17 protein-coding genes are annotated in these 23,080 nt (G+C 71.9%); 6 read left to right on the top strand and 11 right to left on the bottom strand.

Going from position 1 to position 23,080, the window contains the following annotated elements; genetic code table 11:
* Nucleotides 1–105: 105 nt before the first annotated feature.
* The 5 genes from ACIBN2_RS16525 to ACIBN2_RS16505 are packed head-to-tail and all read right to left on the bottom strand — an operon-like array spanning nt 106 to nt 5,615.
* The gene (locus ACIBN2_RS16525; RefSeq protein ID WP_399135063.1) at nt 106–1,359 is read right to left on the bottom strand and encodes a styrene monooxygenase/indole monooxygenase family protein; all 1,254 of its coding nucleotides are present in this window, start codon (nt 1,357–1,359) and stop codon (nt 106–108) included.
* A gap of 24 nt (nt 1,360–1,383) precedes the next feature.
* On the bottom strand, nt 1,384–2,028 hold the full coding sequence (locus ACIBN2_RS16520; protein ID WP_399135062.1) for a GTP-binding protein: 645 nt from the start codon (nt 2,026–2,028) through the stop codon (nt 1,384–1,386).
* Nucleotides 2,009–2,419 carry a DUF742 domain-containing protein gene (locus ACIBN2_RS16515; protein WP_399135060.1) on the bottom strand — a complete coding sequence of 137 codons (411 nt, stop codon included), beginning with the start codon at nt 2,417–2,419 and terminating at the stop codon, nt 2,009–2,011. Before ACIBN2_RS16515 ends, ACIBN2_RS16520 begins: the two co-directional genes overlap by 20 nt.
* On the bottom strand, nt 2,416–2,919 hold the full coding sequence (locus ACIBN2_RS16510) for a roadblock/LC7 domain-containing protein (RefSeq protein WP_399135059.1): 504 nt from the start codon (nt 2,917–2,919) through the stop codon (nt 2,416–2,418). The genes ACIBN2_RS16515 and ACIBN2_RS16510 overlap by 4 nt, the downstream gene beginning before the upstream one ends.
* Nucleotides 2,916–5,615, bottom strand: a complete 2,700-nt coding sequence (locus ACIBN2_RS16505) for a nitrate- and nitrite sensing domain-containing protein (RefSeq protein WP_399135058.1) — start codon at nt 5,613–5,615, stop codon at nt 2,916–2,918. Before ACIBN2_RS16505 ends, ACIBN2_RS16510 begins: the two co-directional genes overlap by 4 nt.
* Before the next feature lie 378 nt (nt 5,616–5,993).
* On the opposite strand from ACIBN2_RS16505, the gene ACIBN2_RS16500 reads away from it, so the two are divergent.
* Nucleotides 5,994–6,779 (top strand): protein phosphatase 2C domain-containing protein, encoded by a 786-nt coding sequence (locus ACIBN2_RS16500; RefSeq protein ID WP_399135057.1) that lies wholly within the window; start codon nt 5,994–5,996, stop codon nt 6,777–6,779.
* A gap of 182 nt (nt 6,780–6,961) precedes the next feature.
* Here ACIBN2_RS16500 and ACIBN2_RS16495 read toward each other — a convergent pair whose 3' ends face one another.
* Nucleotides 6,962–7,453, bottom strand: coding sequence for a MarR family winged helix-turn-helix transcriptional regulator (locus ACIBN2_RS16495; RefSeq protein WP_399135056.1), 492 nt, complete (start codon nt 7,451–7,453; stop codon nt 6,962–6,964).
* Nucleotides 7,454–7,721: 268 nt separating this feature from the next.
* Between ACIBN2_RS16495 and ACIBN2_RS16490 the strand changes: the two genes are divergently transcribed.
* Nucleotides 7,722–8,549, top strand: coding sequence for a lysozyme (locus ACIBN2_RS16490; RefSeq protein ID WP_399135055.1), 828 nt, complete (start codon nt 7,722–7,724; stop codon nt 8,547–8,549).
* 81 nt (nt 8,550–8,630) lie between these two features.
* Here the strand turns inward: ACIBN2_RS16490 and lon are convergent, their stop codons facing one another.
* The 5 genes from lon to ACIBN2_RS16465 all read right to left on the bottom strand — a co-directional run bounded on the left by lon (nt 8,631) and on the right by ACIBN2_RS16465 (nt 16,152).
* Entirely contained in the window at nt 8,631–11,051 is a 2,421-nt protein-coding gene (lon, locus tag ACIBN2_RS16485; RefSeq protein WP_399135053.1) for an endopeptidase La, read from the bottom strand.
* A 114-nt stretch (nt 11,052–11,165) separates the two neighbouring features.
* Entirely contained in the window at nt 11,166–11,921 is a 756-nt protein-coding gene (locus ACIBN2_RS16480) for a rhomboid-like protein (protein WP_399135052.1), read from the bottom strand.
* A 139-nt stretch (nt 11,922–12,060) separates the two neighbouring features.
* Entirely contained in the window at nt 12,061–12,474 is a 414-nt protein-coding gene (locus ACIBN2_RS16475) for a hypothetical protein (RefSeq protein ID WP_399135051.1), read from the bottom strand.
* The gene (locus tag ACIBN2_RS16470; RefSeq protein WP_399135050.1) at nt 12,471–12,845 is read right to left on the bottom strand and encodes a hypothetical protein; all 375 of its coding nucleotides are present in this window, start codon (nt 12,843–12,845) and stop codon (nt 12,471–12,473) included. Before ACIBN2_RS16470 ends, ACIBN2_RS16475 begins: the two co-directional genes overlap by 4 nt.
* An 85-nt stretch (nt 12,846–12,930) precedes the next feature.
* The gene (locus ACIBN2_RS16465; RefSeq protein ID WP_399135049.1) at nt 12,931–16,152 is read right to left on the bottom strand and encodes an ATP-binding protein; all 3,222 of its coding nucleotides are present in this window, start codon (nt 16,150–16,152) and stop codon (nt 12,931–12,933) included.
* Between the two features lie 163 nt (nt 16,153–16,315).
* Between ACIBN2_RS16465 and ACIBN2_RS16460 the strand changes: the two genes are divergently transcribed.
* The 4 genes from ACIBN2_RS16460 (at nt 16,316) to ACIBN2_RS16445 (ending at nt 23,066) form a co-directional block, all read left to right on the top strand.
* A complete protein-coding gene (locus tag ACIBN2_RS16460; RefSeq protein WP_399135048.1) occupies nt 16,316–16,993 on the top strand; it encodes a spermidine synthase in 678 nt (225 codons plus the stop codon).
* A 133-nt stretch (nt 16,994–17,126) separates the two neighbouring features.
* Nucleotides 17,127–17,864, top strand: coding sequence for a response regulator transcription factor (locus ACIBN2_RS16455; protein ID WP_384268422.1), 738 nt, complete (start codon nt 17,127–17,129; stop codon nt 17,862–17,864).
* On the top strand, nt 17,861–18,967 hold the full coding sequence (locus ACIBN2_RS16450) for an ATP-binding protein (protein WP_399135047.1): 1,107 nt from the start codon (nt 17,861–17,863) through the stop codon (nt 18,965–18,967). Before ACIBN2_RS16455 ends, ACIBN2_RS16450 begins: the two co-directional genes overlap by 4 nt.
* 292 nt (nt 18,968–19,259) lie before the next feature.
* The gene (locus ACIBN2_RS16445; RefSeq protein WP_399135046.1) at nt 19,260–23,066 is read left to right on the top strand and encodes a multifunctional oxoglutarate decarboxylase/oxoglutarate dehydrogenase thiamine pyrophosphate-binding subunit/dihydrolipoyllysine-residue succinyltransferase subunit; all 3,807 of its coding nucleotides are present in this window, start codon (nt 19,260–19,262) and stop codon (nt 23,064–23,066) included.
* Nucleotides 23,067–23,080 lie beyond the last annotated feature (14 nt).

Genomic DNA, 23,080 nt, shown 5'->3' with positions numbered 1-23,080 from the left:
TCCGCGTCGACTCCTCCTCCGCCTTGCAGCTGCACGCGCCATACCCCGCTCGGGTCGGCTCGCAAGCGCAGTCTCTCTCAGCCGTCCTGATCCAAACGACAGGCCCTAGGCGCCCGCCACGGACGCGAGGTACGCCTCCGTCTTGTCCGGCTCGTAGAAGAAGTTCTCGAAGTCGGCCGGGTCGTTGAAGGCGTTGGCGAAGCGGTCGGCGACCGGCTGGAGCTGGCCTGCGGCGCCGATGAGGTTGAGGATGTGCTCCGGCGGCGGGGCGAGCATCGCGTTGGTCCACTTGGTGACGTGCTGGGCGGTGTTCCAGTAGCGGTCGAACGTCGCCTGCATCCAGCTCTCGTCGAACTCCTTCTCGCCGTGCTCGACGATCGAGGCGAGGTACGCGGCCGCGCACTTGGAGGCCGAGTTGGAACCCTGGCCGGTGATCGGGTCGTTGGCGACGACGACGTCCGCGACGCCGAGCACCAGGCCGCCGCCGGGGAGCCGGCCGACGGGGTTGCGGACGGTGGGCGCGTAGCGGCCGGCCAGCGTGCCGCCCGCGTCGGTCAGTTCGACCTTGGTCGCCCGCGCGTACTCCCAGGGCGTGAACTTCTCCATGAGTTCCAGGGTCAGGGAGAGGTGCTCCGCCGGGTCCTTGACGCCGTTGAAGACGTCGAGCGGGCCACCGGGTATGCCCTCCCAGAACAGGATGTCCGCCGGGCCGGAGGTGGTGAGCGTCGGCATGACGAAGAGCTCGCCGACCCCGGGGACCAGGTTGCAGCGGACGGCTAGGAAGTCCGGGTGCTCCGGGCGGGGACCGAGACCGTGGACGTACGACACCGCCAGGGCCCGCTGCGGCTCGCTGTACGGCGAACGGGACGCGTCCCGGCCGAACATGGACACCAGCTCGCCCTTGCCCGCCGACACCAGCACCAGGTCGTACGTACGGGAGAAGTAGTCGAGGTCGGAGACCGCCGCGCCGTGGATGACCAGCTGGCCGCCGCGCTGCGCGAACGTCTCCATCCAGCCGGCCATCTTCACCCGCTGGTCGACCGACTGCGCGTACCCGTCCAGCTTGCCCACCCAGTCGATGGCACGGGCCGCGGGGCCCTCGCCCCAGGAGCCCGGGGCCGCGACCGAGACGCCGAGTCCCTCGATCTTCGGGGCCTGGGACTCCCAGAAGTTCAGCTGGAGATCGCGCTCGTGCTGCAGCGCCGTGTGGAACATGCACTGCGTGGACATGACCCGGCCGGAACGGATCTCGTCCGCCGTCCGGTTCGACATCAGGGTGACCTCGTACCCGTGCGACTGGAGGCCGAGGGCGAGCTGGAGACCGGACTGGCCGGCTCCGACGACGAGTATCTTCCGCATGCGGGTGAGGCTCCTAACGGGGTTTCACTCGGGTGTTTCGTCGAGCGCGTGGCCCACGAGGGACAGGAGGGTCTCGATCACCGAGATCCGGCGGCGCGCATCCATGATCATTACAGGTATGTGCGCGGGGATCGTCAATGCCTCCCGCACGTCCGCCGGTTCGAACAGCTCGCTGCCGTCGAAGTGGTTGACCGCGACGACGTACGGCAGCCCGCAGCTCTCGAAGTAGTCGAGCGCCGGGAAGCAGTCCTTCAGGCGGCGGGTGTCGGCCAGCACCACGGCGCCGATCGCACCGCGCACCAGGTCGTCCCACATGAACCAGAACCGCTGCTGGCCCGGCGTGCCGAACAGGTAGAGCACCAGGTCGTCGTCGAGCGTGAGACGGCCGAAGTCCATCGCCACGGTGGTGGTCAGCTTGCCGGGCGTCGAGGTGAGGTCGTCGGTCTCCTCGCTCGCCTCGGTCATCAGCGCCTCGGTCTGCAGGGGCGTGATCTCCGAGACGGCGGTGACCAGCGTGGTCTTGCCGACGCCGAAGCCTCCCGCCACGACTATCTTCGTCGCGATCGGGGCACGGGTGCGGTCCGTCTGCCAGGACTGCAGGTTCTCGTCCTCGTCGGCGAGCGGGGTGACGCCGGCGGCGGTGGCGGCGTCAGAGACGGCGGAGTCCATTCAGCACCCTTTCCAGCAGAGCGCGGTCCGGGCGGCCCGTGCCGTGACCGGTCCCGGTGCCGTACACACGGATCTTTCCCTGGTCCGCGAGATCGCTGAGCAGCACGCGGACCACGCCGAGCGGCATCTTCAGCAGCGCGGCGATCTCGGCCACCGTGCGCATACGGCGGCACAGTTCGACGATGGCCAGCATCTCGGGCATCACGCGGCCGCCGTTGCCGCCGTTCGTGAGTTCCTTGCGCTCCTCGGGGGCCTCCAGCGCGGCCACGAACGTCTCCACCAGGAGGACGTGGCCGAAGCGGGTACGGCCGCCGGTGAGCGAGTAGGGGCGTACGCGGGCCGGCTTGCGCTCGGCGCCGCGGACGGGGAGTTTCTTCGGCGAACTGCTCATCGGGCGCTCCCGGCGGACTCCTGCTCGAGGGATTTTCGTAGCTCGGTGCGGAGTTCGGGGGTCAGCACATGGCCGGCGCGGCCGACGAAGAGCGCCATGTGATACGCCACCACGCTCATGTCGCAGTCCGCGGAGCCGTGCACGCCGAGCAGCGAGCCGTCGCTGATCGACATCACGAACAGGCTGCCCTCGTCCATCGCGACCATCGTGTGCTTCACCCTGCCGGAGTCCATCAGCTTCGCCGCACCGATGGTGAGGCTGCCGATGCCGGAGACGATGGTGGCGAGGTCGGCGGCCGAGCCCCGGGGGCCGGACCGCCGCTGCTGGGCCACGGTCTTGGCCTCGGCGTTGCGGCCGGGGTCGGAGGAGAGCAGCAGCAGGCCGTCGGAGGAGACCACCGCGACCGACTGGATGCCCGGCACCTCCTCGACCAGGTTGGTCAGCAGCCAGTGCAGATTCCGGGCTTCACTGCTCAGTCCGAAGGTACTGGGCGCGCTCAACTGCTTGCCTCCTCGACAGTGCCCCCCGTGGCTTCTTCGGATACAGCTGTTTCGGTGGTCGGCACCTCGTTCTGGGCCGTCCTTTCGGCGATCTCCGCCTCTACGTCGCGGTAGCCGGCCTGCGCGCCCTGGCGGAAGCCGCCGAGTCTCCTGCGGAGGGCTTCCGCGTTGACGGAGCGGGGGCGTTGGGGCGCGGTCTCGGTCGGCGCGGTGATCTTGGGTGTGCGCTTGGGGAGACCCTTTGCGGTTACGGGTTCTTCTTCGTCCGGGGTGCGCTGGTGTTCCGCCTCGGCCTCGGCCTCGGCGGGTGCGGGTACCGGTGGCTGGGGTGGCGGCAACGGGTCCGGGTCCGTGGGCTGGAGCGGGATCAGCAGCTCCATCGTGGTCTCGGCCGGGGTCGGCGCGTGCTCGTCGGCCTCCGCGTCGGCTTCCGCGTCGGCGGCCTGCCGTGCGGCCTTCTCCGCCAGGGCGACCAGCGGGTCGGCCGCCGTGTGGCGGGCGTACAGCTCGTTGGAGTTGGCCTCGGCGTCGGCGCCCGGGAGGGAGAAGGAGTGGGCGGAGCCGGACACCGGTGCGGACGCGGCCGGGACCGCGGCCGAGGGGGCCGCCGCCAGCAGTGCCTTCTGCAGGACCACGACCGCCGCCACGCCGCCCTGCTTCTGCTCGCGCAACTGCACGCGGAGGCCGTGGCGGTGGGCGAGGCGGGCGACGACGTAGAGGCCGAGGCCGAGGCCCTCCTCGCCCTCGTGGTCGTAGGGCGAGTCCGGGTCGAACTCGGCGAGGCGGGCGTTGAGGCGGGTCATGCGCTCGCCGGTCATGCCGATGCCCTCGTCCTGGACGGAGAGCATGACCTCGCCGTTCTCCAGGAGCCAGCCGGAGATCTCGACGGGCCGGTCGGGCGGGGAGAACGTGGTGGCGTTCTCCATCAGTTCGGCCAGCAGGTGGGACAGGTCGTCGGCGGCGAAGCCCGCGATGTGCGCGTGCGGCGGCAGCACGGAGATGCGGACGCGCTCGTAGCGCTCGATCTCGCTGACCGCGGCGCGTACGACGTCGATCAGCGGGACGGGGTGCGCGCTCTGCTGCACGTGCTCGGTGCCGGCGAGGACGAGGAGGTTCTCGCTGTGCCGGCGCATCACCGTGGCGAAGTGGTCGAGCTTGAAGAGGGTGGCGAGGCGGTCCGGGTCGTGCTCGCGCTCCTCCAGGCCCTCGATGACGCCCAGCTGACGCTCGACCAGGCCGAGGGTGCGCAGGGCGAGGTTCACGAACGTGCCGCCGATGCTCTCCCGCAGCCGCTCCAACTGGGCGGCGGAACCGGCGAGTTCGGAGCGCAGCTCCTCGCGGGCGTCGGCCATCCGCTGGCGCTGCCCGACCAGGTGCTTGCGGTCGGCCTCCAGGGTGGCGATGCGCTCGTGCAGGGCGGCGGCGTGCGCGTGCAGGGCGTTGACGGAGCGCACGACCTGGGCGAACTCGTCGTTGCGGCCGGTGAAGGTGACCGGTTCCTCGGCGGCGGGGTTCTCCGCCTGGGCGAGGCGGGCGGAGCCGCGGCGCAGGACGGACAGCGGGCGGGTCAGGCTGCGCGCCATGGCCGTGGCGAAGCCGACGGCGACCAGCATCAGGACGCCGAGGACGGCGATACGGAGCTCCAGCGCGCTGACGTCGTCGTCGCGCAGCTGGGCCAGATCCTTGGTGCGGCGGTCGTAGAGGGCGGACTCCGCGCCGCGCATGGCGTCGATACGGGCGGAGAGCGCGGCGTCGGCCTTCGAGGCGCTGGTGCCGAGTTCGGAGGTGGAGAGCGTCGGCTGGTCGGTCAGCGAGCCGAGGTACTTCTCCGCGGAGTCGACCTCGGGGCCGGTGACCGTGGAGTCGTAGGAGTCGCGGGCGGACTTGGGCGCGGTGTCGCGGAAGTCGGCGAGGGCCGCGTCGGAGCGCAGGCGGGCCTGCTGGGCGGCGGCGGTCAGCGCGTCGCGCTGTTCGGTGTCGGCCGCCGTGGAGGTGGAGGTCCGCACCGGCAGGCCGGTGGTGGGGCTGATCACCGTCTGGGTGGACGAGGGGACGTTGAGGGCCGCGACCAGGAGCCCGCGGGCGGCGGCGGACTGCTGCACGGCGGAGTCCAGCTCGGCGAGCGAGTACGCGCCCGATCCGGCGCGGGGCGGCATCTGCTCCGCCAGCTGCTCGGCGAGCCGGTGCAGTTCGGTGATGGCCGTGGAGTACGCGCCGTGCGCCTCCAGGGCGCTGTTCTTGCCCGTGAGCGCGGAGCGGCGCAGGGCCGCGATGCCGTCGAGGTCGCCGCGGAGGGACGGGGAGATGTCGGGGTCGTTCAGCAACTCCTCGACCTGGCGGTCCACTCGCGCGCTCGCCTGCTCGCCGGGCGCCTTGGACTTGGGGCGGCCGGCGGCGATGTACGAGGTCACCTCGTCCCGCTCGTCGGCGAGCGAGTGGGCGAGGACGAGGGCGTTCTGGGTCTGCCCGGCGAGCGTCACCAGGTCCTGGGAGTCCGAGAGTTGCGCGGAGGCGGCGAAGACGGAGGGAAGTCCTGCCCCGGCGATGGCCGCGGCCACGACGGCCACGGCGACGACGAGACGGTTGCGGACGTGCGTGGGGCGGCCCTTGCCGGTGGTGGTGCTGCCGGGCGTGCGCTCCGCCTCCGTTGCGGGGTCCGTCTGCTTGCCTGTGCGACGAGGCCGCGTCTTCTGCACCGGTGCTCGCATTCCTGACTCGTGATACTCATGGGCCCGGGTGACGCTCCGTCAACTCTTGCCGACCGGGCGCTCCCTCGGTACGGTCCCCGACCCTCCCAGTGCCGGTGGGCAGTGGCCGAGCATCACCTGACCCGCCACCCGAAGGAGTGAACATCGGAGGGGAGTTGGCGAGCAAGTTCCACGGGCGCGTGCAGCGGCCGCGCGCGGCGGGCCGGTTGGACGTCCGCACGAGACGGTGGCAATATTCGCCGACACGGGTTCCCGGAACAACGGATTCCACCTCAAATCAGACGTCTGACCTGCGCGAGTGGACCCATTCGGCAACCAGTGTCGGTCTTTTGCGAACCTTGTGAAGACGTCGTGCAGACTGGCCGAATGCATACGGAAGTTGTTTCGGAGCCCGGCGATCCGGCCCGCCCCAACGAGGACTTCGCGGCTGTCGCGCTGCCCGCTTCCGGCCAGGGCGGCGCCGTCGTCGTACTGGACGGGGTGACGCCTCCGCGCGGCGGGACGGGTTGTCTGCATTCCGTTCCCTGGTACATCGCGCGGCTGGGCGGGGCGCTGACCGAACTGACCCTTTCCCTCCCGGATGTTCCACTGTCCGAGGTGCTTTCCCGCGCCATCGCCCGCACAGCCGCAGCACATGCCGCCACTTGTGACCTTTCTCACCCACGCACCCCTCAGGCAACGGTGGTTGTGGCGCGCTGGGGGACGGAGGCCGTCGAGTACCTGGTTCTGTCGGACTCCGCGCTGCTCCTGGAGTCGTCGGAAGGCTCGGTGACGGCGGTGCTGGACGACCGCCTGTCCCGCCTCCCGCGCTCGTCCCTGGCCACGGACGCGATCGTGGACTCGACGGTCCGCAACAAGGAGGGCGGCTTCTTCACGGCGGCGGCGGATCCGGCGGTCGCGGACCGCGCGGTCACGGGCACGCTCCCCCGCCGGGAGGTACGCGCCCTCGCGGCCCTCACCGACGGCGCCACGCGCTGGGTGGAGAAGTTCCACGAGGGCACCTGGGAGGACTGCTTCCGCCTCCTGCACAAGGAGGGCGCCCGCGCCCTGGTCCGACGGGTCCGCACCCTGGAGACCACCGACACGGAACGGGTGTTCCTGCGGCGCAGCAAGACGCATGACGACGCGACGGTGGTGCTGGTGGGACTGTGAGCCGGGCGCCTGCGGCGGGCGTCGCGACCCGAGCGGTCACACCCCAGCGGCCGGGCCGCGACGGGGCGGAGACCCAAGCGGAGACCCGAGGGACTTCGAGCCCTAACGGCCGCGCACGGCGATCGTCCCCAGCCGACCGTGACCCGCGCGACGGCACCACCAAAGGGCTCGCGCCCCGTTCGCTACTTCTCCATGCCCCGGTTCAACTGGCCCAGCAGGCGCGCGAGTTCCGCGACCTCGTGGCGGTTCCAGTGGTTGAGCTGGCTGACGTAGCGGGCCCGGCGGGCGTCGCGGACCTTGCGGACGCGCTCGTGGCCCTCGGCCGTGAGGTGGACCAGCCAGGCGCGGCCGTCGGCGGGGTCGGGTTCGCGGGCGACCAGGCCGAGGTCCTCCAGGGCGCGCAGCTGGCGGGACATGGTGGCCTTGCCGACGCCGATGTAGGCGGCGAGTTCCGTGGCGCGCTGGCGGCCGCACTCGTCGAGGCGGATCAGCAGGCCGTACGCCGCCGACTCCAGATCGGGGTGGACCTCGCGGGCCATCTCCCCCTGGTTGGCGCGGGCGCGCCGGAACAGGATCGTCAACTCGCGTTCCAGAGACAGGTATTCCTGGTCTGCACCACTCGGTGACGTTTGAGCCGGGAGCCGGCGCTCGTCCCCGTTTTCGCTTTCGTGCACGTCAGTCCCTGCCTCGGTTTTCCTGAACCTGAAAGTTTCCGCCAAACCCCGTCATTGCCGCAGCTCCCCAAGTATTTCGCAGGGCTAGACCAACGGCAGCCTCCGACCCCTCTTCCACGCGCTCTTCTACGTGCGTAGCTTCGATACCAGGCACCGACTGACATGCCCACGCCATTGCTCCCGATGGCCGGGCACCGGCCCCGTACGGCCCTCCCGCCGCACGGGCGCCCTCCCCCACAGAGCATCACCGACCTCTCGGAGGCACGCCATGCCCGTGCACAGACCCGGATCGGTACACCCCCGGCGCCCCTTGCTCGCCGGGCTCCTGCTCGCCGCCCTCTCGCTCGCCTTCGCCGTCCCCGCCGTCCCCGCCTCCGCGGCGGACACCCCCGCCCGCGGCTCGGCCCGCATGGGCATGGGTGTCGCCGCCCACGACGGCAGCGGCTCCGCCCCCGCCTCCACCGTCGCCACCCAGACCGAGGGCGTCGACGTCTCCGGCTACCAGGGCAACGTCGCCTGGTCGACCCTGTGGAGCAGCGGGGTCAAGTGGGCGTACACCAAGGCGACCGAAGGCACGTACTACACGAACCCCTACTTCGCCCAGCAGTACAACGGCTCGTACAACGTCGGCATGATCCGCGGCGCGTACCACTTCGCCACCCCTGACACCACCAGCGGCGCTACCCAGGCCAACTACTTCGTCGACCACGGCGGCGGCTGGTCCAAGGACGGCAAGACCCTCCCCGGCGTCCTCGACATCGAGTGGAACCCCTACGGCGCCGAGTGCTACGGCAAGTCGGCGAGCGCGATGGTCAGCTGGATCGCCGACTTCCTGAACACCTACAAGTCCCGCACGGGACGGGACGCCGTGATCTACACGGCCACCAGCTGGTGGACCGACTGCACCGGCAACTACGGCGGCTTCGCGGCCGCCAACCCGCTGTGGATCGCCCGGTACGCGTCGACCGTGGGGACGCTGCCGGCCGGCTGGGGCTACTACACGATGTGGCAGTACACCTCGTCCGGGCCGACCGTCGGCGATCACGACAAGTTCAACGGCGCCCTCGACCGGGTCGTCGCCCTCGCCAACGGCTGACGCACGGCCGGACGGCCGGCGCGAGAAGAAGGCCCGGGCCTCCTCACGGGACCCGGGCCTTCCCTCATCCGGTGCCGTCCGTCACGCCGCCACCGGAACCTCCGGCGCCGCCTCGCTCGTGGCGGCCGCGAGCGCCAGCTCCAGGACCTGGCGGACGTCGGTCACGGCGTGGACGTCGAGCTTGTCCAGCACCTCGGCCGGGACGTCGTCCAGGTCGGCCTCGTTGCGCTTGGGGATGATCACGGTCGTCACCCCGGCGCGGTGCGCGGCGAGCAGCTTCTGCTTCACGCCGCCGATCGGCAGCACCCGGCCGGTCAGCGAGACCTCGCCGGTCATGGCCACGTCCGTACGGACCAGCCGGCCCGACAGCAGCGACGCCAGCGCCGTCGTCATCGTGACGCCGGCACTCGGCCCGTCCTTCGGGACCGCGCCCGCCGGGAAGTGGATGTGCACACCGCGGTCCTTCAGGTCCGCGACCGGCAGCTCCAGCTCGGCGCCGTGGCTACGCAGGAAGCTCAGCGCGATCTGCGCCGACTCCTTCATCACGTCGCCCAGCTGACCGGTGAGGGTCAGGCCCGCCGCGCCCGTCTCCGGGTCGGCGAGCGAGGCCTCCACGAAGAGGACGTCACCGCCGGCGCCGGTCACCGCGAGGCCCGTCGCCACGCCCGGGACCGCCGTACGGCGCTCCGCCGGGTCCTGCGCGGCCTCCGGGACGTGGTGCGGCCGTCCGATCAGGGCGCGCAGGTCTGCGTCCGTGATGGTGAACGGCAGCTCCCGGTCGCCCAGTTCGTGCTGCGCCGCGACCTTGCGGAGCAGCCGGGCGATCGAACGCTCCAGGGTGCGCACACCCGCCTCGCGCGTGTACTCGCCGGCGAGCTTGCGCAGGGCGCTCTCGTCCAGGGTCACCTCGTCCTTGTCCAGGCCCGCCCGCTCCAGCTGGCGCGGGAGCAGGTGGTCGCGGGCGATGACGACCTTCTCGTCCTCGGTGTATCCGTCCAGGCGCACGAGTTCCATACGGTCGAGGAGGGCTTCCGGGATTGCCTCCAGGACGTTCGCCGTGGCCAGGAACACCACGTCCGACAGATCGAGCTCGACCTCGAGGTAGTGGTCGCGGAAGGTGTGGTTCTGCGCCGGGTCCAGGACCTCCAGGAGGGCGGCCGCCGGGTCGCCCCGGAAGTCGGACCCCACCTTGTCGATCTCGTCGAGCAGGACGACCGGGTTCATCGAACCGGCCTCCTTGATCGCGCGCACGATCCGGCCGGGCAGCGCGCCCACGTACGTACGGCGGTGGCCGCGGATCTCGGCCTCGTCGCGGACGCCGCCGAGGGCGACGCGGACGAACTTGCGGCCCATGGCGTGCGCGACCGACTCGCCGAGCGAGGTCTTGCCGACGCCGGGCGGGCCGACGAGGGCCAGGACGGCTCCGCCGCGCCGGCCGCCGATGACGCCGAGACCGCGGTCGGTACGGCGCTTGCGCACCGCCAGGTACTCGGTGATCCGCTCCTTCACGTCCTCCAGGCCGGAGTGCTCGGCGTCCAGGACGGCCTTGGCGCCCTGGATGTCGTACGCGTCCTCGGTCCGCTCGTTCCAGGGCAGTTCGAGGACCGTGTCCAGCCAGGTGCGGATCCAGGAGCCCTCGGGCGACTGGTCGCTGGAGCGCTCGAGCTTGTCGACCTCCTTGAGGGCGGCCTCCCGGACGCTCTCCGGCAGGTCGGCGGCCTCGACCCGGGCGCGGTAGTCGTCGGACTCCTCGGCCGAGTCCTTGCCGTCGCCGTTCAGCTCGCGCAGTTCCTTGCGCACGGCCTCCAGCTGACGGCGCAGCAGGAACTCCCGCTGCTGCTTGTCGACGCCCTCCTGGACGTCCTTGGCGATGGTCTCGGCCACGTCCTGCTCGGCCAGGTGGTCGCGCAGCTGCTGGGTGGCGAGCTTGAGACGGGCGACCGGGTCGGCCGTCTCCAGCAGTTCGATCTTCTGGTCGGTGGTCAGGAAGGGCGAGTAGCCGGAGTTGTCGGCCAGCTGGGACACGTCGTCGATGGCCTGCACACGGTCCACGACCTGCCAGGCGCCGCGCTTGCGCAGCCAGGCGGTGGCGAGGGCCTTGTACTCCTTGACCAGTTCGGTGACGTGACCGGGCAGCGGCTCGGGCACGCTCTCGTCGATCCTCGTCCCCTCGACCCACAGCGCCGCACCCGGCCCGGTGGTGCCGGCACCGATCTGCACGCGGCCGCGGCCGCGGATCAGTGCGCCCGGGTCACCGTCGGCCAGCCGGCCGACCTGCTCGACCGTGCCGAGCACGCCGGTGCTCGGGTAGGTGCCGTCGACCCGTGGAACGAGCAGGACCTTCGGCTTTCCCGGTTCGGACCGGGCGGCGGCCTGGGCGGCCTCCACCGCGGCGCGTACGTCGGCGTCGTTCAGGTCCAGCGGTACCACCATGCCGGGGAGCACTACCTCGTCGTCGAGCGGCAGTACGGGCAGAGTGAGCGAAGTGGACGTCGAAGCCATGATCTCCCCTTCGGCAGTCAAGTTGAGTTATGCCGACTCAATGCGTGGGGCTCCGCCGTTGTTCCCGGGTGTCCGTACCGTTCGCTGTCAGCGATCACAAGGGGGCAGGAGAGCCTACGACTCCCGGTGCCAGCGCCTGATCAGCGGCCAGGTCGCGACGCCTATCGCCAGCGAGATCAGATGGCCCCAGCTCGTCATCGGGTCGGTGAACTCGAGCAGGCTCTGCACCAGCATGCCGCCGAACAGGGCCAGCACCGGCCAGCGCAGCCACGGCCTGAGCAGTCCCGCGAGGGCGCCCACGCTGGCGGCGACGCCGAAGCTGATGCCGTAGTCGAGGCGGTGCAGGGAGCTGTCGGGGAGGTGGCCCACCAGGACCGCGAGGCCGACGGTGCCCTCGGTCGCGACGGTGGCGAGGACGTGCCCGGCCAGGAAGACGACCGCCGTGCGCGCCCCGCCTATCCGCCGCTCCAGCGCGGTCAGGACGAGCAGGAAGCAGAAGACGTACGGCGAGACGAGCCCGCCCGCCACCCACAGCGCGCTCGCCAGCAGCACCAGGGCGGGTGACTTCATCAGGTGCGCCACATCGGTGCTGGACGCCTGCTGCAGGGACTGCACGAGAGAGGCGGAGGCGTACGTGCCGAGCAGGGAGGTCAGGGCCAGGACGGCCGCGTAGCCGAAGGTGAACGGGGTGCCGGCGGGCGTCGGCAGGAGGCGCCAGGGGCGGCTCAGGACCCGGGCGAACGGGGCGGGCGCGACGGTGCCGGCGAGGTTCGGCCCGCCGCGCTGACGCGGCATCCCGTCCAGGAGTTCGGATACATCGGGAAGGGGCGCGGCCGAGGGGTCCGTTCCGGCCGTCGCGGTGGGTTCCACGGTGAGGCGCTCCTTCCGTCGCGCACCACCCTTCGCAACCACAGGGGCCTCTGTCTGTGACCGACACCACGCGGGAGCCGATTCACAGCAACCTCTCAAGCTTCTGTCGCGTCCGGCTGCCCGGGTGTCCGGAGGCGGCTCACGGCCTGAGGAGGGTCACCTCCCTTGCGTGGGCCGCGCGAGTCGCCTGGTCCCAGTCGCCGGTGCAGTACAACGACGCCTCGCCGATGGCGCCGTCACGCAGCTCGGCGCGCATCAACTCCCTGCAGTACCAGGTGCCTTGCCCGTCCACCCAGGACTCCTCGAACTCCATCACGAACCCGGTGGGAGTGGGGTCCACACGGTGCCGGGGCACCGTGCCGCGGGCGGGGTGGCTGCGCCGGCGCAGGGCGACGAGCTCGTCGCGCCCCCGGGTCTGCAGCCGCCACTGCGGGAGGGTCAGGTCGAGGAGGACGTCGTCCGTGAACAGCCCCTCGGGGGCGGTGTTGGACTCCAGGAACCGCACGAAGAGACCCGCGAGTTGCCCGATCCGGGTGTCGGTCCCGGTGGTCATGACGTCGCCCCCGCGAGGTTGCGTCCGACGACCTCCATCGTGCGGTTCAGCTCCGCGGTGGGGCTGAACTCGACGACCTCGGTGCCGGCGAAGACGAGCGGGAGGTGGCCGGGTGCGCCGTAGTAGGCGTCGCCGGCGTTGAAGACCTCGTCGTGGTCGGCGTACCGGAACACGATCCGGCCGGAGAGGACCTGGCCCCAGTGCGGGCACTGGCAGCGGTCGTCGGGCAGGCCCCGGAAGAGCGGGGCGGGGTCCATGTCCTGCTTCGTGGTCTCGTAGGAGACCGTGTACGGGCCGATCTCGGCGTAGCGTCCCTCGATGACGGGCTCGTCGACCTTGAGCTCGGCCTCGGCCTTGGTGGTGCGCGGCATGGTGTCCTGCCTTCCCTCGGAGCCTTGCGCCTCGGCGCTTCACTCAGAAGGCGTGAGATCGGGCGGCACGGTGTGAGGCGTGGCCTCACAGCCGCCACCCGGGCGGCTGTTCGGGCTCGTAGACGCAGAGGGTGCCGGTGCGCAGGGCCGTCGCGAGGTGGCGGCCGAGTTCGGGGTGGACGTCGGTGACGCGCCGCACCGCGGCCCGGATGCGGGCGGTGACGGCGGTACGGGCCCGTTCGGCGTGCGAGCCGGTGCGGCGCACCCGGCCCCCGATGCCGTACGCGGCCGCGAGCTGCCCGACGAGCGCGTCCCGTTCCACGGCGATCCGCTCCGAGCGCCCGGCGTCCCCGGCCTCGTCGGCGTCCCGGGCCTCCTCCTCCAGCTCCCGCAGCCGGCGCCGGTAGGCGGCCCGGGCGGTGGCGTCGACGACCTCGCCGGTGTCGCCCTGGGCACGCAACGCCCCGGCGTCCTGGCCGGTGGCGTCCGGCACCGCCAGCTCGACGGCGGGTACCGGTGTGCCGGGACGGGCGAGGAGGACGGCGATGTCGTGCAGGCCCTTGCTGTCCGGGAGCCGTACGTCGCGGCCGGCGTAGCGGAGATGCCAGAGGGGGCCTTCGCGGCGGAAGAGAGAGGTGTCGGCAGCGGGCGGGCGCGGCAGGGGCGCGGACCCCGTGACGCCTGTGCCCGCGCGCCCCTCGTCCGCGGTCTCCGCCGCGATGCGCTCCGTCAGGGCCGCGGTCTCCGCCGCGATGCGCTCCGTCAGCGCCACCGCGCCCGCCGCTTCGGCGGCCCGCAGCGCCCGCTCCCGGTGCTCGCGGGTGCGGTGCGGGTCCCCGAGGGCCGCCGCCAGCAGGGCGAGATGGCGGTCGACCGGGCCGCGTACCGCCGCGCCGATGCCCTCCACCGCGAACAGGCCGGCGTAGGGGACGAGCAGGTCGTAGAGATGGGACGCGCAGGGGTGGGAGCCCACGGCGGCCACCGTCTCCGCGGCCTGCGCCACCATCGGGAGCCACTCGCTGTCGCGGGGCGCCCCGCCGAGCCGGGGTGCGACGGCCGAGAGGCGGCGGGCGGCCTCGTCGGGGCGACCGGACTGCGCCGCCACGAGGGCGAGCGAGACGCGCGGCCACAGCATCGGGGACCGCTCCAGGACGGACGCGGCGGACCGCACCCGTTCCACGCCGGCCGTGTCGCCCGTGTCGGCGTACAGGCACCAGCGCTGGGTGACGGCGAGCAGGCCCGCGTTGCCGCTGCCGGCCCTGCGGCCCAGCTCCTCCACCTCGTCGAGCGCGGCCGCGCAGTCGTCGTAGCGGCCCTCCATCAACGCGCGCGTGCCGCGCCACAGCGGCACGTACCAGGCGTACAGGGGTCGTCTGAGCGGGCGCACGGACGTCTCGTACGCCGCTGCCTCCGCGTCGGCCTCGGCGAACGCGCCCGTCTCCATCAGGGCGACCAGCCGCAGCCGCCGGCCGAGGAGTTCGAGCACCGGGTCGCGCAGGTCGCGGGCGGTCGTCACGATCTGCCCGGTCCAGGCGAGGCGGTCCCGGCAGTGGTCGGGGCCGGGCCGTGCGTCGCACAGTGCGGCCAGCGCCGGGCCGATCGTCGCGGGGTCGCCTGTCTCGCGCGCGGTGCGGACGGCCTCCTCGGCGAGCGCGATCCGGTGCTTCTCCGGTTCCACGAGCCCGGCCGCGAGGGACAACCGCGCGGTGACGGCGGCACGCAGGGCGGCATGCCGGGGCTCGGCGGCGAGCGCGGCGCGCGCCTCGGTCAGCAGATCGAGCTGCTCACGGTCCTCCAGATCGACCTCGAACCCCACCGCCCCGGTGCCGAGCCCCAGCGCGGCCCGCGCCAGCAGATCCTCCCGCCCGGCCTCCCGCGCCAGCCCGGCGGCCGCGAGCAACGCCTCCCGCGCGGCCTCGCGCTCCCCGGCCCCGAGCCGGGCGGAACCGAGCCCGAGCAGCGCCTCGGCGATCCCGACGCGTACGGCGGGGGGCGCGGGCGTCCCTTCGTCCCCGCTCCCCGCCTCCCCTGCCGTGGCCCACGCCTCCGCCTCCCGCTCGTACCACCGGGCCGCGTCCTCGAACGCGCACAGCCCCTCCGCCCGGACCGCCGCCTCGCGCGCGAACCGCGCGGCCTCCCCCGCGTGTTCGGGGCCGGAGAGCAGGAGGTGGTGTGCGACCTCCGCGGGAGCGGTGTCGCGGCCGCGGCGGGCGTAGCCGGCCAGGACCTGGGCTGCGGCGCGGTGCAGGGCGGTGCGTTCGGCGGGGGCGAGGGTGTCGTGGACCGCGTCGCGGAGCAGATCGTGCCGGAAGGAGCCGCGGTCTGCCCCCGCCTCGGCCAGCAGTCCGGCCCCGGCGGCCTCGCCGAGCAGCGCGCGCACCTCGCCCAGCGGCACCTCCGCGGTCTCCGCGAGCACGTCCAGCCGAAAGCGGGTGCCGAGGACTGCAGCCACGTCCAGCACCCGCGCGGCCCGCGGCGTGAGGTCCTCCAGCCGGTCGCGTACGGCGTCCCGGACGGCGACCGAGGAGCGGCCGGTGCCGTCCCAACTGCCGCGGCGCAGCAGCTCGGTGACGAAGAACGCGTCGCCGCCCGTCCGCCGTACCAGCGAAGACAGCGCGTCCGGCGCGGGTGCCGCCCCCGTCGCCGCCTCCACCAGCGCCGCGACGTCCCGCTCGGGCAGCGGCCCGAGCGGCAGCGACCGCCCCCGGCGCAGCAGTTGCGCACGGGCCCAGCCGCGTCCGGCGCCCGCGCCCTGTTGCCAGGCCGTGTCGTCGTCACGGGCCGTCGCAAGGAGCAGCACCCCGCAGGTGCGGGCCGCGTCGGCGGTCTCCAGCAGCAGCCGCAGCGAGGACGCGTCGGCGGCGTGCACGTCGTCCAGTACGAGGAGCAGCGGCCCGCGCAGGGCGGCCGTGGCCAGCACTTCGGCCACGTCGCCCGCGAGCCGCAGCCGTGCCGTCTCCGGGTCGGTTCCGCGCGGGACGGCCGGGGCCGACCCGGCCACCAGGGCCCGCAGCGGCGGCGAGGCGGTCACCAGCCGCCCGCAGCGCACGTCGTCGGCGACCAGCTCCCGCAGCAGCCGCGACCACGGGCGGAAGGCGCGCCCGGCCGTCTGCGGCGGGCACCACGTCCACCGGGTGCGGAACGCGTCCGCGTGCGCGGCGGCCTCCTCGGCGGTACGGGTCTTGCCCGCGCCGGCGGGTCCGGTGAGCGTCACGAGTCCGCCCCGGCCGGACGCGGCGCGTTCCAGGGCGGCCCGCAGCTCGCCCAGCACGTCCTCGCGTCCCACGAACGGGTAATTCGCGGCCATGGCAGCCACCACGCACTTCTCGCCGGCCTCGCGGGCCTCCCGGTGCTTCGAGCGTAGGCACGGACGGCGGCCCGCGCGAGGCGCGCGCCGCACCGGCCCCGCGACCCCGCGGCCTCCAGGAAATTCCCCTGGCCGCGACCCCCGGTTCGGGCAGGATGGCACCATGACCGCCACCTACGACACCCCTGTGGTCCTGGACCGTCGCGAGGGCCCGTACGGCGAGGTCGTGCTGCGCCGGCACGGCGCGTTGCTGCAGATCATCGCCAACGGCTGCTTCCTGATGGACACCTCGGACGGCCGCTCGGAGCGGCTGCTCGTGGACGCCGCGCGCGACGCCCTGGGCCCCCGCCCGCGGCCACACGTGCTGATCGGCGGGCTCGGTGTGGGGTTCTCGCTCGCACACGCGGCGGCCGACCCGTACTGGGGGGCGATCACGGTCGTGGAACGCGAGCGCGCCATCGTCGACTGGCACCGCGACGGGCCCCTCGCCGCCCTTTCGGCGCAGGCCGTCGCCGACCGGCGCACGGAGATCGTCGAGGCGGATCTGATCACGTTCGTGAATGAGACATCCGCCACGTACGACGCCCTGTGCCTGGACATCGACAACGGCCCCGACTGGACCGTCACCGAGGGCAACGAGGGCCTCTACTCGCCGGCCGGACTCACAAGCTGCGCAAGGGTGTTGAAGCCGGACGGCATCCTGGCCGTCTGGTCGGCACAACCCTCTCCGGATTTCGAAGAAACCTTGTGGAATGCCGGGTTCCAGCGGGTGCGTACCGAAGAGATCCCGGTTGCCCGGGGCGTTCCGGACGTCGTCCACATCGCCGTCCGACCTGGATAGCCGCGGGACGGTGACTCCCCGTACTCTGCTTCTCTGGCGCGGATCATTCAAGCGTCAATCGCAAGCATGCGCAGGCAAAGCCAGTCAGAAGGAATGACCCCACGCATTCCGGAAAGCAACTCAGGGGCGGGCGATGGAGCAGACCCACACATCCCACAACGGCACGACGGCGACGCCGGGCGCACAGCGCCGGGTCCTGGTGGTCGAGGACGACCCGACCATCGTCGAAGCCATCGCGACCCGCCTGCGCGCCGAGGGCTTCCTCGTGCAGACCGCGGGCGACGGCCCGGCCGCCGTCGACACCGCCGAGGCCTGGCAGCCCGACCTGCTGATCCTCGACATCATGCTGCCCGGCTTCGACGGTCTGGAGGTCTGCCGGCGCGTGCAGGCCGCCCGTCCGGTGCCGGTGCTGATGCTCACCGCGCGCGACGACGAGACCGACATGCTGGTCGGGCTCGGGGTCGGTGCCGACGACTACATGACCAAGCCGTTCTCCATGCGGGAGCTGGCCGCACGCGTGCACGTGCTGCTGCGCCGGGTGGAGCGCGCCGCGCTGGCGGCGGCGACACCGAGGAGCGGCATCCTGCGCCTCGGCGAGCTGGAGATCGACCACGCGCAGCGCCGGGTGCGCGTGCACTCGGAGGACGTGCACCTCACGCCCACCGAGTTCGACCTGCTGGTGTGCCTGGCGAACACCCCGCGCGCGGTGCTCTCCCGTGAGCAGCTGCTGGCCGAGGTGTGGGACTGGGCGGACGCCTCGGGCACCCGCACCGTCGACAGCCACATCAAGGCGCTGCGCCGGAAGATCGGCGCCGAGCGGATCCGCACGGTGCACGGCGTGGGCTACGCGCTGGAGACCCCGACGCCATGAGCGGCGGGCCGGCCGCACGGAGAAGCCCCGGGGAGCCCTGGGGCGGTCTGCGCCCGTTCTCGATCAAGACGAAGCTGGGCGCACTGGTCGTCATCGCGGTCCTCATCACCACCGGGCTGATGATGATCGCGATGCGCACGGCGACGGAGCTGCGCTTCATCACCGTCTTCTCGATGGTCGCCACCCTGCTCATCACGCAGTTCGTGGCCCACTCCCTCACCGCACCGCTGGACGACATGAACGCCGTCGCCCGCGCCATCTCGCACGGCGACTACACCCGCCGGGTGCGCGAGAACCGCCGCGACGAACTGGGCGACCTGGCGCAGACGATCAACCGCATGGCCGACGACCTGGAGGCCCAGGAGCGGCAGCGCAAGGAGCTGGTGGCGAACGTCTCGCACGAGCTGCGCACCCCGATCGCGGGCCTGAGGGCGGTCCTGGAGAACATCGTGGACGGCGTCTCGCCCGCCGACCCCGAGACCATGCGCACGGCGCTGAAGCAGACCGAGCGGCTCGGCCGGCTCGTGGAGACGCTGCTGGACCTCTCCCGGCTGGACAACGGCGTCGTACCGCTGCGCCGCCGCCGCTTCGAGGTGTGGCCGTACCTGTCGGGCGTGCTCAAGGAGGCCAACATGGCCGTGCCCGCGCGCGCGGGCATCGCCTCCGGCTCCGGCACCCACACGCGTACGGACGTCCATCTGCACCTCGACGTCTCCCCGCCGGAGCTGACGGCGCACGCGGACCCCGAGCGGATCCACCAGGTAGTGGCAAATCTCATCGACAACGCGGTCAAGCACAGCCCGCCGCACGGCCGGGTGACCGTGCGGGCGCGGCGCGGCCAGCAGCCCGAGTCGCTGGAGCTGGAGGTGCTCGACGAGGGCCCCGGCATTCCCCGCTCGGAATGGCACCGCGTCTTCGAGCGGTTCAACCGCGGCAGCGCGGGCGCGTCCAACGGTCAGGGCGGCGACGGCGGTACGGGACTCGGTCTTGCGATCGCGCGCTGGGCCGTCGACCTGCACGGTGGCGGGATCGGCGTGGCCGAATCGGAACGGGGTTGCCGGATTCGTGTCACTCTTCCGGGAGAGACATCCGTTCTGAGTTGACGTAAGGTCCGAACCGGAGCCCCAAGATCCACGAGCGTCCGCGCTGACGGACACGTGTGATCAGGCACACGCCCCGCAGACCGGGCGCGACGGGCCTACTCAGGCGTTTGCCATCCCCCTTGTTTCGAAGCGGAACCCCGCTTGTTTCCCGCCATTTCCAGGCCCGAAACACGGTTTCCGGTGTGACTTACACGACGATGAACCGGCCCGGCCTGACCTTAGGGGTCTTGGGGGCGTAGCCTTAATTCCCGCTGTCCATCACCTTGTGAAGCGGAAGAGGGCGGTTGCCGCCGTGTCGCCACAGTCCCCCAGTAACTCGAGCATCTCGACCGACGCCGACCAAGCGGGCAAGAACCCCGCGGCCGCGTTCGGTCCCAACGAGTGGCTCGTCGACGAGATCTATCAGCAGTACCTCCAGGACCCGAATTCGGTAGACCGAGCCTGGTGGGACTTCTTCGCCGACTACAAGCCCGGGGCTGCGGCCTCGGCTCCGGCGGGTACTGCGGCCGCGGGGGCCGCAGGGACCACCGCCCCGGCGCCCGCGCCCGCCGCTCCGGCCCCGGCCGCACCCGCGGCTCCGGCTCCCGCGCCGGCCCCCGCGGCCCCGAAGCCCGCGGCCGCGGCTCCCGCACCCGCGCAGCCGGCCGCCGCGAAGGCACCTGCCCCGGCTCCGGCCAAGCCCGCCGCCGCCAGGCCGGCGGCCAAGGCCGAGCCCGCGACGGCGTCCGCCGGCGGCCCCGAGCTGGTGACCCTGCGCGGCCCCTCCGCCGCCGTGGCGAAGAACATGAACGCCTCGCTGGAGCTGCCCACGGCCACGTCCGTGCGCGCGGTCCCGGTGAAGCTGCTGTTCGACAACCGCATCGTCATCAACAACCACCTGAAGCGCGCCCGGGGCGGGAAGATCTCCTTCACGCACCTGATCGGCTACGCGATGGTGCAGGCCATCAAGGCCATGCCGACGATGAACCACTCCTTCGCGGAGAAGGACGGCAAGCCGACCCTGGTCAAGCCGGAGCACGTCAACCTCGGCCTCGCCATCGACCTGGTGAAGCCCAACGGCGACCGCCAGCTCGTCGTCGCGGCCATCAAGAAGGCCGAGACGCTGAACTTCTTCGAGTTCTGGCAGGCCTATGAGGACATCGTCCGCCGCGCCCGCGAGGGCAAGCTGACGATGGACGACTTCTCCGGCGTGACGGTCTCCCTGACCAACCCCGGCGGCCTCGGCACCGTCCACTCGGTCCCGCGCCTGATGCCCGGCCAGTCGGTGATCATGGGCGTCGGCTCCATGGACTACCCGGCCGAGTTCCAGGGCACCAGCCAGGACACCCTCAACAAGCTCGGTGTCTCCAAGGTCATGACCCTCACGTCGACCTACGACCACCGGGTCATCCAGGGCGCCGCCTCCGGCGAGTTCCTGCGCCAGGTCGCGAACCTGCTGCTCGGCGAGAGCGGCTTCTACGACGAGATCTTCGAGGCCCTGCGCATCCCCTACGAGCCGGTCCGCTGGCTCAAGGACATCGACGCCTCGCACGACGACGACGTCACCAAGGCCGCCCGGGTCTTCGAGCTGATCCACTCCTACCGGGTCCGCGGCCACGTCATGGCCGACACCGACCCGCTGGAGTACCGCCAGCGCAAGCACCCCGACCTGGACATCACCGAGCACGGCCTCACGCTGTGGGACCTGGAGCGCGAGTTCGCCGTCGGCGGCTTCTCCGGCAAGTCCCTGATGAAGCTGCGCGACATCCTCGGCGTGCTGCGCGACTCGTACTGCCGCACCATCGGCATCGAGTTCATGCACATCCAGGACCCCAAGCAGCGCAAGTGGATCCAGGACCGCGTGGAGCGCCCGCACTCCAAGCCGGAGCGCGAGGAGCAACTGCGCATCCTGCGCCGGCTGAACGCCGCGGAGGCCTTCGAGACCTTCCTGCAGACGAAGTACGTCGGCCAGAAGCGCTTCTCCCTGGAGGGCGGCGAGTCCGTCATCCCGCTGCTGGACGCGGTCCTCGACAGCGCTGCGGAGTCCCGCCTGGACGAGGTGGTCATCGGCATGGCCCACCGCGGCCGGCTGAACGTGCTGGCCAACATCGTCGGCAAGTCGTACGCCCAGATCTTCCGCGAGTTCGAGGGCAACCTCGACCCGAAGTCGATGCACGGCTCCGGCGACGTGAAGTACCACCTGGGCGCCCAGGGCACCTTCACCGGCCTGGACGGCGAGCAGATCAAGGTCTCGCTGGCCGCCAACCCCTCCCACCTGGAGACGGTCGACCCGGTCATCGAGGGCATCGTCCGCGCCAAGCAGGACATCATCAACAAGGGCGGCACGGACTTCACCGTCCTGCCGGTCGCCCTGCACGGCGACGCGGCCTTCGCGGGCCAGGGCGTGGTGGCCGAGACCCTGAACATGTCGCAGCTGCGCGGCTACCGCACGGGCGGCACGGTCCACATCGTCATCAACAACCAGGTCGGCTTCACCGCCGCCCCGGAGTCCTCGCGTTCGTCGATGTACGCGACCGACGTGGCCCGCATGATCGAGGCCCCGATCTTCCACGTGAACGGCGACGACCCGGAGGCCGTGGTCCGCGTCGCGCGGCTCGCCTTCGAGTTCCGCCAGGCGTTCAACAAGGACGTGGTGATCGACCTCATCTGCTACCGCCGCCGCGGTCACAACGAGTCCGACAACCCGGCCTTCACCCAGCCGCTGATGTACGACCTGATCGACAAGAAGCGCTCGGTGCGCAAGCTCTACACCGAGTCCCTGATCGGTCGCGGCGACATCACCCTGGAAGAGGCCGAGCAGGCCCTCCAGGACTACCAGGGCCAGCTGGAGAAGGTCTTCACCGAGGTCCGCGAGGCCACGTCCCAGCCGGGCGTCTCCCCGGTGTCGGACCCGCAGGCCGAGTTCCCGGTGCCGGTGACCACCGCGATCACCTCGGAGGTCGTGAAGCGGATCGCCGAGTCCCAGGTCAACATCCCCGACCACTTCCACGTCCACCCGCGTCTGCTGCCGCAGCTGCAGCGCCGGGCGTCGATGGTCGAGGACGGCACGATCGACTGGGGCATGGGCGAGACCCTCGCCATCGGCTCGCTGCTGCTGGAGGGCACCCCGGTCCGGCTGTCCGGCCAGGACTCGCGCCGTGGCACCTTCGGCCAGCGCCACGCGGTCCTCATCGACCGTGAGACGGGCGAGGACTTCACCCCGCTCCAGTACCTCGCCGAGGAGCAGTCCCGCTACAACGTCTACGACTCCCTGCTCTCCGAGTACGCGGTCATGGGCTTCGAGTACGGCTACTCGCTGGCCCGCCCCGACGCGCTCGTGATGTGGGAGGCGCAGTTCGGCGACTTCGTCAACGGCGCGCAGACGGTGGTCGACGAGTACATCTCGGCAGCCGAGCAGAAGTGGGGCCAGACGTCCGGCGTCACGCTCCTGCTCCCGCACGGCTACGAGGGCCAGGGCCCGGACCACTCCTCGGCCCGCGTCGAGCGCTTCCTCCAGCTCTGCGCCCAGAACAACATGACGGTCGCGATGCCGACCCTGCCGTCGAACTACTTCCACCTCCTGCGGTGGCAGGTGCACAACCCGCACCACAAGCCGCTGGTGGTCTTCACCCCGAAGTCGATGCTGCGCCTGAAGGCCGCCGCGTCGAAGACGGAGGAGTTCACGTCGGGTCAGTTCCGCCCGGTCATCGGCGACTCGTCGGTCGACCCGGCCGCGGTCCGCAAGGTCGTCTTCGTGTCGGGCAAGCTGTACTACGACCTGGAGGCCGAGCGCACCAAGCGCGGCGCCACGGACATCGCGATCGTCCGCGTCGAGCGGCTCTACCCGCTGCCGGGCGCCGAGCTGCAGGCGGAGATCGCCAAGTACCCGAACGTCGAGAAGTACCTGTGGGCCCAGGAGGAGCCGGCGAACCAGGGTCCCTGGCCGTTCATCGCCCTCAACCTGATCGACCACCTGGACCTCGCGGTCGGCGCGGACATTCCGCACGGCGAGCGGCTGCGGCGCATCTCGCGCCCGCACGGCTCTTCGCCGGCGGTCGGTTCCGCGAAGCGGCACCAGGCCGAGCAGGAGCAGCTGGTGCGTGAGGTGTTCGAGGCGTAGGCCCCGGCCTCAGG

It is taken from the genome of Streptomyces sp. NPDC050534, assembly GCF_044457745.1.
Taxonomy (GTDB): Bacteria; Actinomycetota; Actinomycetes; order Streptomycetales; family Streptomycetaceae; genus Streptomyces.
This window is presented reverse-complemented; position numbering and strand designations above follow the sequence as displayed.